At 62.7% G+C, this 12,350-nt stretch carries 12 protein-coding genes; 9 read left to right on the top strand and 3 right to left on the bottom strand.

Going from position 1 to position 12,350, the window contains the following annotated elements; genetic code table 11:
* Positions 1–67 precede the first annotated feature (67 nt).
* Positions 68–658, top strand: a complete 591-nt coding sequence (recR, locus tag IBX54_RS08000) for a recombination mediator RecR (RefSeq protein ID WP_296542139.1) — start codon at positions 68–70, stop codon at positions 656–658.
* Positions 659–677: 19 nt separating this feature from the next.
* On the opposite strand, the gene IBX54_RS07995 is transcribed toward recR, so the two are convergent.
* Both IBX54_RS07995 and gloB read right to left on the bottom strand, forming a co-directional pair.
* Positions 678–2,234: a transglycosylase SLT domain-containing protein gene (locus IBX54_RS07995; protein ID WP_296542138.1), complete on the bottom strand. Its 1,557-nt coding sequence runs from the start codon at positions 2,232–2,234 to the stop codon at positions 678–680.
* On the bottom strand, positions 2,216–2,983 hold the full coding sequence (gloB, locus tag IBX54_RS07990) for a hydroxyacylglutathione hydrolase (protein ID WP_296542137.1): 768 nt from the start codon (positions 2,981–2,983) through the stop codon (positions 2,216–2,218). The genes IBX54_RS07995 and gloB overlap by 19 nt, the downstream gene beginning before the upstream one ends.
* Between gloB and IBX54_RS07985 the strand changes: the two genes are divergently transcribed.
* The 7 genes from IBX54_RS07985 to IBX54_RS07955 all read left to right on the top strand — a co-directional run bounded on the left by IBX54_RS07985 (position 2,982) and on the right by IBX54_RS07955 (position 10,812).
* Complete coding sequence (locus IBX54_RS07985; protein WP_296542136.1) at positions 2,982–3,767, top strand: class I SAM-dependent methyltransferase; 786 nt, start codon at positions 2,982–2,984, stop codon at positions 3,765–3,767. The genes gloB and IBX54_RS07985 overlap by 2 nt on opposite strands.
* 10 nt (positions 3,768–3,777) lie before the next feature.
* On the top strand, positions 3,778–4,227 hold the full coding sequence (rnhA, locus tag IBX54_RS07980; RefSeq protein ID WP_296542140.1) for a ribonuclease HI: 450 nt from the start codon (positions 3,778–3,780) through the stop codon (positions 4,225–4,227).
* A 147-nt stretch (positions 4,228–4,374) separates the two neighbouring features.
* On the top strand, positions 4,375–5,568 hold the full coding sequence (locus tag IBX54_RS07975; RefSeq protein ID WP_296542135.1) for an efflux RND transporter periplasmic adaptor subunit: 1,194 nt from the start codon (positions 4,375–4,377) through the stop codon (positions 5,566–5,568).
* A gap of 15 nt (positions 5,569–5,583) precedes the next feature.
* The gene (locus tag IBX54_RS07970) at positions 5,584–8,658 is read left to right on the top strand and encodes an efflux RND transporter permease subunit (protein ID WP_296542134.1); all 3,075 of its coding nucleotides are present in this window, start codon (positions 5,584–5,586) and stop codon (positions 8,656–8,658) included.
* Positions 8,659–9,168: 510 nt separating this feature from the next.
* The gene (locus tag IBX54_RS07965) at positions 9,169–9,546 is read left to right on the top strand and encodes a DUF4398 domain-containing protein (protein ID WP_296542133.1); all 378 of its coding nucleotides are present in this window, start codon (positions 9,169–9,171) and stop codon (positions 9,544–9,546) included.
* A gap of 28 nt (positions 9,547–9,574) precedes the next feature.
* On the top strand, positions 9,575–10,486 hold the full coding sequence (locus IBX54_RS07960; RefSeq protein WP_296542132.1) for an OmpA family protein: 912 nt from the start codon (positions 9,575–9,577) through the stop codon (positions 10,484–10,486).
* A 41-nt stretch (positions 10,487–10,527) separates the two neighbouring features.
* Complete coding sequence (locus IBX54_RS07955) at positions 10,528–10,812, top strand: hypothetical protein (RefSeq protein WP_296542131.1); 285 nt, start codon at positions 10,528–10,530, stop codon at positions 10,810–10,812.
* Between the two features lie 270 nt (positions 10,813–11,082).
* On the opposite strand, the gene IBX54_RS07950 is transcribed toward IBX54_RS07955, so the two are convergent.
* Positions 11,083–11,292, bottom strand: coding sequence for a glycine zipper 2TM domain-containing protein (locus IBX54_RS07950; protein WP_296542130.1), 210 nt, complete (start codon positions 11,290–11,292; stop codon positions 11,083–11,085).
* Positions 11,293–11,398: 106 nt separating this feature from the next.
* On the opposite strand from IBX54_RS07950, the gene IBX54_RS07945 reads away from it, so the two are divergent.
* Positions 11,399–12,350 (top strand): PAS domain-containing protein (locus IBX54_RS07945; RefSeq protein ID WP_296542129.1); only part of this gene is annotated, 952 nt, incomplete at its 3' end.

The raw sequence follows: 12,350 nt of genomic DNA, 5'->3' as shown, positions 1-12,350 counted from the left end.
GTTCAAGGTCCGTGTGCGGTATCGGGCCGAGTACGGCAGGTTCGCAATGACGATTCTTTTACGCTAAATGGCCGACACCAACGCGCTTGAAACCCTGATCCAGTCACTGCGGCGGCTGCCGGGTGTGGGCATCAAGTCGGCGCAGCGCATGGCGTTTCATTTGCTGCAGCACGACCGTGCCGGGGCGCAAACACTCTCGATGGCGCTGGCGCATGCGGCGCAAGCGGTGCAGCACTGCGAACGCTGCCACACCTTCACCGAAGCGCAGGTATGCGCCACCTGCCTGGACGGGCGCCGAGATGCCAGCCAACTGTGCGTGGTCGAAACCCCGGCCGATCAGTCGGCGGTGGAGCGCACCGGTGCCTACAAAGGCCTGTACTTTGTGCTGATGGGCAAGCTCAGCCCGCTCGACGGCATCGGGCCGCACGACATCGGCCTGAAAAAGCTGTTTGACCGGGCGCTCGATGGCACCGTGCAGGAGGTGATTCTGGCGACCAATTTCACCGCCGAGGGGGAAGCCACAGCGCACGTCATCAGCCAAGGGCTCAAGGTGCGCGGCCTGCACCTGACGCGTTTGGCGCGCGGCGTGCCGGTGGGCAGCGAGCTTGAGTATGTTGACCTGGGCACCATCGCCCACGCACTGGTGGACCGGCACTGAAGACCCGGTGCGCGGTTGATCAGGGCTGGCGCGCGACCTGCAAGGGTTTCTTGGCGGTAACCTTCTTGGCTGGCGCTTTGGCAATTGCCCTTTTTCCACGTGCCTTGCTTTTGCGCGCCTGGCTTGTGCTTGCAGGTAAATAAAGTACCACCGACTGCCCTGCCCTGAAAGAGGCGGTTGGGCGCACCTTGTTCCACTTGGCGAGTGACTTGGCGCTCACGCTGTAACGCTTGGCCAGGCTCGCCACATTGTCTTTTTTACCTGCTTTTACCAGCGTTCGCTTGAGCGCGACTTCGGGTGCCAGCGTGATGCGGCCGTTGTTGGCAATCTGCGCCGTGACATCGTTGTCAAAGCGGGTTGAACGCCGAACCAACAGGGTTGATCCCGCCTTGATTTTCATGCGTGACGGAATCTTGTTGACGCTGCGCAGATCGGCCTCGGTCATGCCAACGCGTTTGGCGGCATCGGCGGGCTTGAGGGTGGTGGGCGCGACCCAGGCCGTCCAGCTGGCCAACCGCCCACCGGAGTAAGCCTGCAGATTGGCTTGAAACTGTTCGGCGTTGTCCCAGGGCAGCAAAATCTGGGAGCTGCTGGCGGCCAGCAAAACCGGTTTGCTGGCCGACGGGTTGAGCGCCCGAAAATCGTCCAACGACACGTCGGCCAGCCTGGCCGCCAGCGCCACATCAATGTCACGATCGATCTCGACGCTCTGGAAATAGGGGTGGTTGCCGATTTCTGGCAGCGCCACCCTGAACGACTCGGGGTTGGCCACAATGTTTTTCACGGCTTGCAGCTTGGGCACGTAATGGCGCGTTTCCATGGGCATGGTCAACTCGCTGTAGCTGGTGCCGGTGCCGGCCTTTTGTGCCTTTTTGATGGCCCGCTGCACGCTGCCTTCACCCCAGTTGTAGGCCGCCAGCGCAAGATGCCAGTCGCCAAACATGCCGTACAGTTTTTCCATGTAATCAAGCGCGGCGCGGGTCGATTCGATCACGTCGCGACGGTCGTCGCGAAACATGTTTTGCTTGAGGTCAAAGTACTTGCCGGTGGCCGGCATGAACTGCCACATGCCCGCTGCCTTGGCGCTGGAGACCGCCTGCGGGTTGAAGGCGCTCTCGATGAAGGGCAGCAGCGCCAGCTCGCTGGGCATGCCGCGCCGCTCGAGCTCTTCGACGATAAAGAACAGGTATTTGCTGCCGCGCTCGGTCATGCGCGCAATGTAGTCGGGGCGGCTGCTGTACCAGAGCTCGCGCTCGCGCACCAGCTCGGTGTCGAGGTCGGGCATGGCAAAGCCGCGGCGCACGCGCTCCCACAGGTCGTTGGGGGGCAGTAGCGCCTGTACGCTGCGCGAACTCAATGGGGCGCTTTTCAACGGTTTGAGACCACCCCCGGGATAGATGGCCGTGGCGCTGTCAGCGTCATAAGCTGTCTGGCCTGGCGCGCTGTCGGAGGACATGGCGGGGCTGCTCGAAGCGGCATTGCCTGGTGCCGCGTTGTTGGTTGCACAACCTGCCAGCCACAGGCTTGGCAGCAAGGCCAGTCCATACAATAAGTATTTCAAAATTGATCTTTCCATGTTCGCAAGGCGGCAAATACGCCGACCGGGTCAAGCGTGTTGGGGGCCCGCTGCTGCACCGCAAGGGCGACAGCAGGCAAATGGGTGCGCAAAAAAGGGTTCACGGCTTTTTCAAGGCCGATGGTGGAGGGCAGCGTCGGCAAATGTTGATCGCGCAGGGCTTTGGCGCGCGCCTGGTACGCGCGCAACTCGGCATTGTCAGGCTCAACCGCGCATGCAAAGCGCAAGCTGCCCAGGGTGTATTCATGGGCGCAGCACACACGCGTGGCATCGGGCAGGGCCGCCAGGCTGGTCAGTGAGGCCAGCATTTGCGCCGGCGTGCCCTCGAACAATCGACCGCAACCCGCACTGAACAGGGTGTCGCCACAAAACAAAACCGGGTCTTGCCCCGGCAACTGGCCCACATAGGCGATATGCCCGGCGGTGTGGCCCGGCACCAGCCGCACTTCAAAGCGCAGCCCCAGGGGCCAGATCACATCACCGTCGCCCAGGCGCTGCAAGGGCTCGGGCATGCGCTCAAGCGCCGGACCATACACTTGCGCGCCGGTGCCTTGGCGCAGAACTTTGACGCCGCCGGTGTGGTCGCCATGGTGGTGCGTGACTAGAATCGCCTCCAGCGCCAAACCGCCTTGTTGCAATGCAGCCAGCACCGGGTCGGCATCTCCAGGGTCAACCACCAACGCCCGGCGGCCGTCGTGCAACATCCAGATGTAGTTGTCGTCGAAAGCAGGTATTGGAATTAATTTCATGGCTCAACAAATTATAGGTTTGCACGAATGGATGGCAACACCGCCAGGGGCTTATCTCCTGGCTTGGGAGCGTGCTTTCATGGCTGGGGCGGTGGCCGATGTGTTTGGCTTTCATGCCCTGCAACTGGGTTTGCCCGAGCTCGATGCGCTGGGTGCCAACCGCATGCCGCACCGCTGGCTGGCCACCGAAAAACCGCATGAAAAAGCCGCTTTTGTCACCGACTTTGCGGCGCTGCCTTTTCCCTCGAACAGTCTCGATCTGGTGGTGCTGCCGCACGCCCTTGAACTCACCGCCGACCCGCACACCGCCTTGAGCGAAGTGGCCCGGGTGCTGGTGCCCGAGGGCCGGGTGGTGATTTGTGGCTTCAACCCCATGAGCTTGTGGGGCTTGCGCCAGCAACGCGGCCACTTGTACCGGCGCCTGGGCGTGAACCGGTTGTTTTTGCCCCAAAACGGCGAGTTCATCGGTTACCTGCGGTGCCGCGACTGGCTGCGCCTGCTGAGCTTCGAGATCGAGGCAGGGCATTTTGGCTGCTACCGGCCAACCCTGGCCAGCCAGGCGTGGCTGCAGCGCTTTGCCTGGATGGACAAGGCGGGCGCGCGCTGGTGGCCGTTTTTTGGCGCTGTCTATGGCCTGGTCGCGGTCAAGCGGGTGCGCGGCATGACGCTGCTCAATCCGGGCTGGAAGCCAGCCCGGATTTTGGCCAACAAGCCGGTTTCCGTGGCCAACAGCGCAGGGTCTCATCGCGCTGGTTATCACAATGATTTGCAAGATGAAGGATGAGGTCAAGGTTTTGAATCTGATTGATATTTACACCGACGGCGCCTGCAAAGGCAACCCCGGCCCTGGCGGCTGGGGCGCACTGATGAAATCTGCCGACGCCCAAAGGGAGCTGTTTGGCGGCGAGCTCGGCACCACCAACAACCGCATGGAAATGATGGCCGTGATCGAGGCGCTGAGTGCCCTCAAACGCCCGAGCAAAGTCAGGTTGCATGTGGACAGCCAGTACGTGCTCAAGGGCATGACCGAATGGCTGCCGGGCTGGAAAGCGCGCGGCTGGAAAACTGCCACCAAAGCCCCGGTCAAAAATGTGGATTTGTGGCAGCGACTGGACGCCCTGGTCAACGGCGGCCCGCACCAGATCGAGTGGTTCTGGGTGCGTGGCCACAACGGCCACCCCGGCAACGAGCGCGCCGACGCGCTGGCCAACAAGGGCGTTGACATCGCGTTGGCACAGCGGTAAATCGTCAACCCGCAAAACAGCGCCATGGTGCCAGAGGTGCGTCAAGCCGGGCTTGATTCGGCTTGCATGATTGTGGTCAGCGCGGCCTGGCCAGTCCCGCTACAGTAGCGTGGTGCGCGGCTCATTGGCATTGACTGAAACACTTACATGACCTCCAAATTTTCTTTCACGGCGATTGCTGTTTTGGGTATTGCGTTGGCCAGTGGCGCGGCCTGGTGGCTGCAATCGCGACCCCATTCGCCAACACCTGTTACCGGCGCGGCGGGCAGCGCGGCCAAAGCCAGTGCCGCAGGTGCACCCAGGGTGGCTGGCGTCGAGGTGGCCAGGGTCGAGGTGCAAAGCCTGCGCGACGATGCCCAGGCGGTGGGCAGCTTGCGCGCCCGCCAAAGCGTGATGCTGCGCCCGGAACAGGTCGGTCGCATCAGCGCGCTCAACTTCAAGGATGGCGGCGCGGTGCGCCAGGGGCAAATCCTGGTGCAGTTCGACGACCAATTGCAGCGTGCCGAAGTGCAGCAAATGCAGGCCCAGCTGGCCATCGCGCAGGCCAGCTTCAAGCGCACCAAGGAGCTGGTCGCCGCCAATTTTGTCGCCCAGCAAACGCTCGACACCAGCGCGGCCAATCTGCAAGTGGCGCAGGCCCAGCTGGCCTTGGCGCAGGCGCGGCTCAATCGCATGGCGGTGCGCGCGCCGTTCGACGGCATGGCCGGCATCCGGCAGGTGAACGTGGGCGACTACGTCAAGGACGGCGCCGACCTGGTGGCGCTGGAAGACGCGCGCCAGATGCTGGTGGACTACCGTCTGCCCGAGCGTTTTGGCGGCAAGGTCAAACCTGGTCAAGCGGTTGAGCTCACGCTCGATGCCGTGCCGGGGCAAAACTTCAAGGCGGTGGTTGAAGCCATCGAGCCGCTGATCGAGGCAGAAGGCCGCTCGCTCGGGGTGCGTGCGCTGCTGTCGCGTGCGGGCCAGACGACGCCACTGCGCTCGGGCATGTTCGCCCGCGTGAGCACGGTGTTCTCGGTCAACGACGCGGCCCTGGTGGTGCCCGAAGAAGCCATCGTGCCGCAGGGCGGCAAGCAATTCGTGATCAAGGTGGTCGCGCCTGAGGCCGGCGCCAAGCTACCGGCTGATGTCCGGTTTGTCTCGCAACGGCAGGAAGTCGAACTGGGTGTGCGCCGCTCCGGCAGGGTTGAAATTGTGGCCGGTGTGGCCGCGGGCGACATGGTGGTGGTGGCCGGCCAGCAGCGCCTGCAAAAAGACGGCTCACCGCTGCGCGTGGTTGAATTGGGTCGGGGCGCTGCCGCGCAGGCCGCCGGTGCTGCTGCTTCGTCGGCCAGCCGCTGAACCCGGAAGCCATCGATGCAATTGGCAGAAACCTCCATCCGCCGCCCGGTCTTTGCCACCGTGCTCTCGCTGCTGATCGTGCTGATTGGTGCGGTCTCGTTCAACAGCCTCACCGTGCGCGAGTACCCCAAGATCGACGAGCCGGTGGTGTCGGTGTCCACCACCTTTGCCGGCGCTTCCAGCGCGGTCATGGAAACCCAGGTCAGCAAGGTGCTGGAAGACTCGCTCTCGGGCATCGAGGGCGTCGATGTGATCACCTCCACCAGCCGCCAGGAGCGCAGCCGAATCAACGTGCGCTTTGCTCTGAGCCGCGACCCCGATGCCGCCGCCGCCGATGTGCGCGACAAGGTCACGCGGGTGCGCCAGCGCCTGCCGCAAGGCATCGACGAACCGGTCATTGCCAAGGTCGAGGCCGAGTCGTTTCCGGTGATTTTCCTGGCGCTGAGCTCTGACACCCACAATGCCTTGCAACTCTCCGAGATGGCCAACACGCTGGTCAAACCGGTGCTGCAAACCGCGCCGGGCGCGGCCGAAGTGAACATTTACGGCGAGCGCAAATTTGCCATGCGCATCTGGGTCGATCCGGGCAAGCTGGCGGCCTACCAGCTCACCGTGCAAGACCTCGAAGACGCGCTGCGCCGCGCCAACCTGGAGGTGCCCGCCGGGCGCATCGAGAGCGTCCAGCGCGAATTCAATGTGACCGCCGCCACCGACCTGCAGTTCCCGCGGGAGTTCACCCAGGTGGTGATTCGCAACGTGAACGGCCAGGCGATCCGCATCGGCGACGTGGCCCGCGTGCAGGAGGCGCCGGTCGATGAGCGCTCGTTCGTGCGCCTCAACGGCCGCGACGCCGTGGGCGTGGGCGTGGTGCGCCAAAGCACCGCCAACCCGCTGGATCTGAGCAAAGGGGTACGCGGCCTGCTCGACAAATTGCGCCGCGACCTGCCGCCGGGCGTGCAGATCGAGGTGGCCAACGACAACTCGGTGTTCATTGACCAGTCGATCAAGGCCGTGTTCACCACCATTGTCGAAGCCGCCGTGCTGGTGGCGCTGGTGATTTTTGTGTTCTTGCGCACGCTGCGCGCCTCCTTGATTCCGCTCATCACCATTCCGGTGTCGCTGATCGGCACCTTTGCCATGATGGCGCTGGCGGGCTTTAGCATCAACACGCTCACGCTGCTGGCGCTGGTGCTGGCCATTGGCCTGGTGGTCGATGATGCCATCGTCATGCTGGAGAACATTTACCGCCATATCGAAGAGGGCCTGCCGCCGTTCCAGGCCGCCATCAAAGGCGCGCGCGAGGTCGGTTTTGCCATTGTGGCCATGACCATGACGCTGGTGGCGGTGTATGCGCCGCTGGCGTTTTCACCGGGGCGCACCGGCCGCCTTTTCACCGAATTTGCGCTGGCGCTGGCCGGCGCCGTGGTGATTTCGGGCATCGTGGCGCTCACGCTGTCGCCCATGTTGTCGTCGCTGCTGCTGCGGCACAACCCGCGCCCCACCTGGTTTGATGCGCACATGGAAAACCTGCTGCAATGGGTCACCAAGGTCTATGCCAGGCTGCTGGCTTGGTCCCTGGGCCGACGCTACCTGGTGCTGGCGGTGATGGTGGCCAGCGGCCTGGTGTCGTGGTGGGTGCTGGGTGACATCAAGCGCGAGCTGGCGCCGCTGGAAGACCGCGGCGTGGTGCTGGCGCGCGTCAACGCGCCCGACGGTGCCACGCTGGCCTACACCGACCGCTATGTGCGCGGCGTGGAAAAAATTGCCGAAGACTACCCCGAGTTCGACCGCATCTTTGCCACGGTCGGTAACCCCACGGTGTCGCAGGCCAATGTGTTTTTCCGGGCCAAACCGTGGGATGAGCGCGAGCGCACCACCTTGCAGATGGCGCGCGCCATGTCGCCGCGCTTCTCGGCGCTGGCAGGCGTCAACGCCACACCGATCACACCGCCGTCGCTGGGCCAGGGCTTTCGCAGCCAGCCGGTTGAATACGTCATCATCACCTCGGAGAGTTACGAGGAGCTCAACAAGACGGTGCAGGCTTTCCAGGAAGAGCTCGCCAAAAACCCCGGCTTCGTCCAGGTGGACAGCAACCTGCGTTTGAACAAGCCCGAGATCAAGCTCGAAGTCAATCGCGAGCGCGCTGCCGACCTGGGCGTCAATGTCGATGCGATCGCCCGCGCCATCGAGACCCTGCTGGGCGGGCGCAAGGTCACGCGCTACAAGCGCGGCGGCGAGCAGTACGACGTGATCGTGCAAACCACGGCCAGTGGGCGCGACACGCCCGACGACATCGAGGCCATCTTTGTGCGCGGCAAGGGCGCCGAGCTGATCCCGCTGTCAAGTCTGGTGACCATCCGCGAAGTGGTGGTGCCGCGCGAGCTGATCCACTTCGGTCAGCGCCGCGCCGCCACCATCACGGCCAACCTGACGGCCAATTATTCGGTGGGCGAAGCGCTCAATTTCATGGACGCCACGGCGCAAAAAGTGCTCAAGCCCGGCTACGCCACCGACCTCAACGGCATCAGCCGCGAGTTCAAGAAATCCTCCGATTCCCTCACGCTGGTGTTTGCGCTGGCGCTGCTGTTCATCTTTTTGGTGTTGGCGGCGCAGTTCGAAAGCTTTGTCGATCCGTTCGTTATCCTCTTCAGTGTGCCGCTGTCGATGGCAGGGGCGCTGCTGGCGCTCAAGTGGTCGGGCGGCACGCTCAATGTGTTCAGCCAGATCGGGCTGATCACGCTGGTCGGCCTGATCACCAAGCACGGCATTTTGATCGTGGAGTTTGCCAACCAGTTGCGCGAGCAGGGGCTCGACACGCTGGCGGCCATCCAGCAGTCCGCCGCGCAGCGTCTGCGCCCGATCATGATGACCACCGGCGCCATGGTGCTGGGCGCGGTGCCGCTGGCGCTTGCCACCGGTGCCGGTGCCGAGAGCCGCCAGCAAATTGGCTGGGTCATTGTGGGCGGCATGAGCCTGGGCACCTTGCTCACGGTGTTTGTGGTGCCCACCATGTACACCTTGCTGGCGCGCAAGTCGGTGCCGGGGCCCAACAAGGAGCTGGCTTTGAATCCGGCGGCAAATGCCGGTTGAGCCGTCGCGAAACCTTCAAAAGGTCTGGATTGGGTTGTGGCCTTGGGCGGCAGCGGGTGGGGTATTGGAGCCCGCCTCAGACGCGCTTCGCTTTGCGACATCGGCAAGCCCCAATACCCCACCCGCTGCTGTGCGCGCTGTGATTGGCTGGCGTGCAAATACCAAAAACCGCCCACCTTTGAGACTGGCGCTTACTAACAAGCGCCGACGCATGGTCAAACACAGCCCTACCCCCCGGTTTTTTCGTTGCAATTCACACCTGTCGCAGGACAGGCGGGGCAAGGCAGGTGGCCGATGTCGCAAAGCGAAGCGCGTCTGAGGCCGCCTGCCTTGCCCCGTCTGGCCTATCACAAATGGCAAATGCGCAATGGATCGAGCCCGGTCTGGCTCGGCTTTCAGTTCTCCCGCGCGCTCTGTCTGCCAGCGAACAGACGCGTCGGCCTGGGCCGCCTATAACCTGATTTAGCCAAGGCGATTGTGCTTTGGGTGAACTGTTACAGGAGTTCCATAATGAAGTCAAATACCCGAGGCGGCCTTGCCTTGATGTCTGCCGCTGCCCTTACGCTCACGCTGGGATGCACCAGCTTGAAGACCCCGGCAACGGCTGATGTGGCGGTATCGAACGCCGCGGTTGCCAGCGCTGCAGGTGCTGGTGGCGCCCAGTATGCGCCGCTTGAAATGGCCTCGGCGCGCGAGAAGCTGGCGCTGGCCAACAAAGCCATGCTGGCCAAGGACTACAAGCTGGCCATCGAGCTGTCCAACCAGGCCCAAGCCGACGCCAAGCTGGCGCAAAGCACTGCCAGCTCGGTCAAGGCGCAGGCCGCCGCCGATGTGCTGCAAGACGACATTCGCGTGTTGCGCGAAGAGCTCAATCGCGCCGCCCAATAAATTCAACCCTACAAAGACAAGAAACATCATGAAAAAAACCCATTTGGCCCCGATCATTCTGGCCATTGCTGCCCTCATGGTCGGCTGCAGCGCGACCCCCAAAACGACATCGCTGCTGGAACAGACCCGCACCGACTACACGGCGGCCCAAGCTAACCCCAACATTGCCACTCATGCACCGCTTGAGATGAAGCAGGCCACCCAGGCCATGGCGCAGGCCAATGTGCAAGCCAATGACCGCGGCAGCGACGAGAAGATCGACAACCTGGCTTACCTGGCCAAGCAAAAAATTGCCCTCGCGCAGGAAGTGACCAAGCGCAAGATGGCCGAGGTGGATATCGCCAACGCCGACAAGGCGCGCGCCCAATTGCGCCTGGATGCGCGCACCAACGAGGCCAATGCAGCCAAACTCAGCGCCGAGCAAGCCACTTTGGCCGCGCAGCAGGCGCAAAGCAATGCCGCCCAGTCGCAGCTGGCGGCCGAGCAGGCCCAGCGCCAGACGCAGGACGCACAGGCCCATGCTGCGCAGCTCGAAGCCCAGTTGGCCGAGCTGGCTGCCAAAAAGACGGCCCGCGGTACCGTCATCACGCTGGGCGACGTGCTGTTTGGCACCGATCTTTCGCGCCTGACGGCCGACGGCATGCGCAGCGCGCAGAAGCTGGCCAATGTGCTGCAGCAAAACCCGCAGCGCAATGTGCTGATTGAAGGCTTTACCGACAGCACCGGTGCCGCCGACTACAACCAGGGCCTGTCGGAGCGCCGCGCCGGCGCGGTGCGCACCGCCTTGCTGGAACTTGGCGTGGCGCGTGAGCGCATTGACATGCGTGGTTACGGCGAATCCTTTCCCGTGGCCGCCAATGACAGCGCCGCCAACCGCCAGCTCAACCGCCGTGTCGAAATCGTCTTGTCAGACGACAGCGGCAAGGTGATCGCACGCTGATTCCCCCTGATCCCCCCATTCATTCAACCCAAGGAAAAACCATGACCACGAAAAATGTTTACATCGAAAAAATGAAGTCGCAACTCGATGAGCTCAACGCCAACATGAACAAGCTCGAAGCCAAAGCCACCGAAGCCAAAGCCGATGCGCGCGATGCTTATCTGGAAGAAATGCGCAAACTGCGCCACCAGTCCAAGGTGGCCGGCGCCAAGCTCGATGAGCTCAAGGCGGCCAGTGAAGATACCTGGAAAACCATGACAACTGAAATGGAGAAGGTGCGTGAAGCCTTCGTGCATTCATTCAACTACTTCAAATCGCAGGTTTAATGTGTCGGCTTACGCGCTAACTTGCATGCATCCAGAGCGACGCCCCAAATGATGAAAGCGTACCGTCATCGCGAGCGCAGCGTGGCGATCCATGTCTTCGGCAGTCATGGATTGCGTCACTTCGTTCGCAATGACGCTGTTCTTTCACGTTAATGACGACGTAGGCCAAAAAAAACAGGCCAGGCATCGCAAGATGCCTGGCCTGTTTTTGCTAAACCTACCGGTTTTCATAGGCAACCCCGATGTTTCAAGGGTTGCCCGAAAGGTTTTTTACTTGGTCACTTCGTGGCCAACGACGCCACCGACAGCGGCACCGGCAGCGGTGCCGAGCATGCCACCACCGGCCACACTGCCGGCAACGCCGCCAATCACGGCACCGGTGGCGGTGCCTTTTTCCTGATGCGTCATGCCGGCGCAGCCACCCAGGCCCAAGGCGGCCAATACCAGCACAGCGGCAGAAATGCGTTTCGTAAAGTTCATGAGAGTTCTCCAGTTGATAAAAGATCAAACCCATTATTGGCGCAGGCGGGCATGCGTTCTGTGCGCCATCACACAGACGCCGCCGCGGCGCTCAGTATGCTAGGGCATGTCAATTTTTAGTTACTTGTCCGCCGTCGCCGTGCTGGCGCTGGCGCTTGCCGGGTTGTTCACCTATCTGATCCTGCAAAAATCCCGGCAGCGTGTGAAAGACTTGGTGCACAGTGAAACGCTGCACTTGCTGCAGGCCCAGGAAACCAGCAACCAGCTGCTGGCGCAGGCCAACCACCATTTGCAAGAGAGCGAGCAAAAGCTCTGGGTCACGCTCAACTCGATTGGCGATGGCGTCATCACCACCGACGCCGCCGCGTGCGTCACGCTGCTCAACCCGGTGGCTGAAACGCTGACCGGCTGGACCCAGGCGCAGGCGCTCGGGCAACCCATCGACAAGGTCTTTCACATCGTCACCAAGGATGCCCGAACGCCGGCCACCATCCCCGTGGCCGCAGCCTTGGCGCACGGCACCATCGAGCGCCTGGTCAACCACACGGTGCTGATTTCCCGCGACGCGCGCGAATTCGACATTGCCGACAGCTGCGCCCCGATCCGCGCCGCAGACGGCCTGGTGGTGGGCGCGGTGCTGGTGATTCGCGATATTTCCAAGGAGTACGCAGTGCAGCAGTCGCTGCGCGAGGCGAGCGCTCTGCAAAAGGCAATTTTCGACAGCGCGGTTTTTGCCAGTGTCGCCACCGATGCCAAGGGCGTCATCCAGATTTTCAATGTGGGTGCCGAGCGCATGCTGGGCTACACCGCCGCCGAGGTGATGAACAAGATCACCCCGGCCGATATTTCCGACCCGCAGGAGGTCGTTGCCCGGGCCAAATCCCTGAGCGCCGAACTCGAGACCAACATCAGCCCCGGTTTCGAGGCGCTGGTGTTCAAGGCCTCGCGCGGCATTGAAGACATTTACGAGCTCACCTACATCCGCAAGGACGGCAGCCGTTTTCCCGCCGTGGTGTCGGTCACCGCGCTGCGCAACGAGCAGGGTGGCATCATCGGCT

It is taken from the genome of Rhodoferax sp., from assembly GCF_014859475.1.
Lineage (GTDB): Bacteria > Pseudomonadota > Gammaproteobacteria > Burkholderiales > Burkholderiaceae_C > Rhodoferax.
Note: the sequence above shows the minus strand (reverse complement) of the source record. Positions and strands in the feature narration are given on the sequence as shown.

Coding starts and splice junctions, on each gene's coding strand:
- IBX54_RS07995 (WP_296542138.1), bottom strand. CDS start 2,234: ATGGAAAGATCAATTTTGAAATACTTATTGTATGGACTGGCCTTGCTG.
- IBX54_RS07960 (WP_296542132.1), top strand. CDS start 9,575: ATGAAAAAAACCCATTTGGCCCCGATCATTCTGGCCATTGCTGCCCTC.
- IBX54_RS07965 (WP_296542133.1), top strand. CDS start 9,169: ATGAAGTCAAATACCCGAGGCGGCCTTGCCTTGATGTCTGCCGCTGCC.
- IBX54_RS07950 (WP_296542130.1), bottom strand. CDS start 11,292: ATGAACTTTACGAAACGCATTTCTGCCGCTGTGCTGGTATTGGCCGCC.
- IBX54_RS07955 (WP_296542131.1), top strand. CDS start 10,528: ATGACCACGAAAAATGTTTACATCGAAAAAATGAAGTCGCAACTCGAT.
- IBX54_RS07985 (WP_296542136.1), top strand. CDS start 2,982: ATGGCTCAACAAATTATAGGTTTGCACGAATGGATGGCAACACCGCCA.
- IBX54_RS07970 (WP_296542134.1), top strand. CDS start 5,584: ATGCAATTGGCAGAAACCTCCATCCGCCGCCCGGTCTTTGCCACCGTG.
- recR (WP_296542139.1), top strand. CDS start 68: ATGGCCGACACCAACGCGCTTGAAACCCTGATCCAGTCACTGCGGCGG.
- gloB (WP_296542137.1), bottom strand. CDS start 2,983: ATGAAATTAATTCCAATACCTGCTTTCGACGACAACTACATCTGGATG.
- IBX54_RS07975 (WP_296542135.1), top strand. CDS start 4,375: ATGACCTCCAAATTTTCTTTCACGGCGATTGCTGTTTTGGGTATTGCG.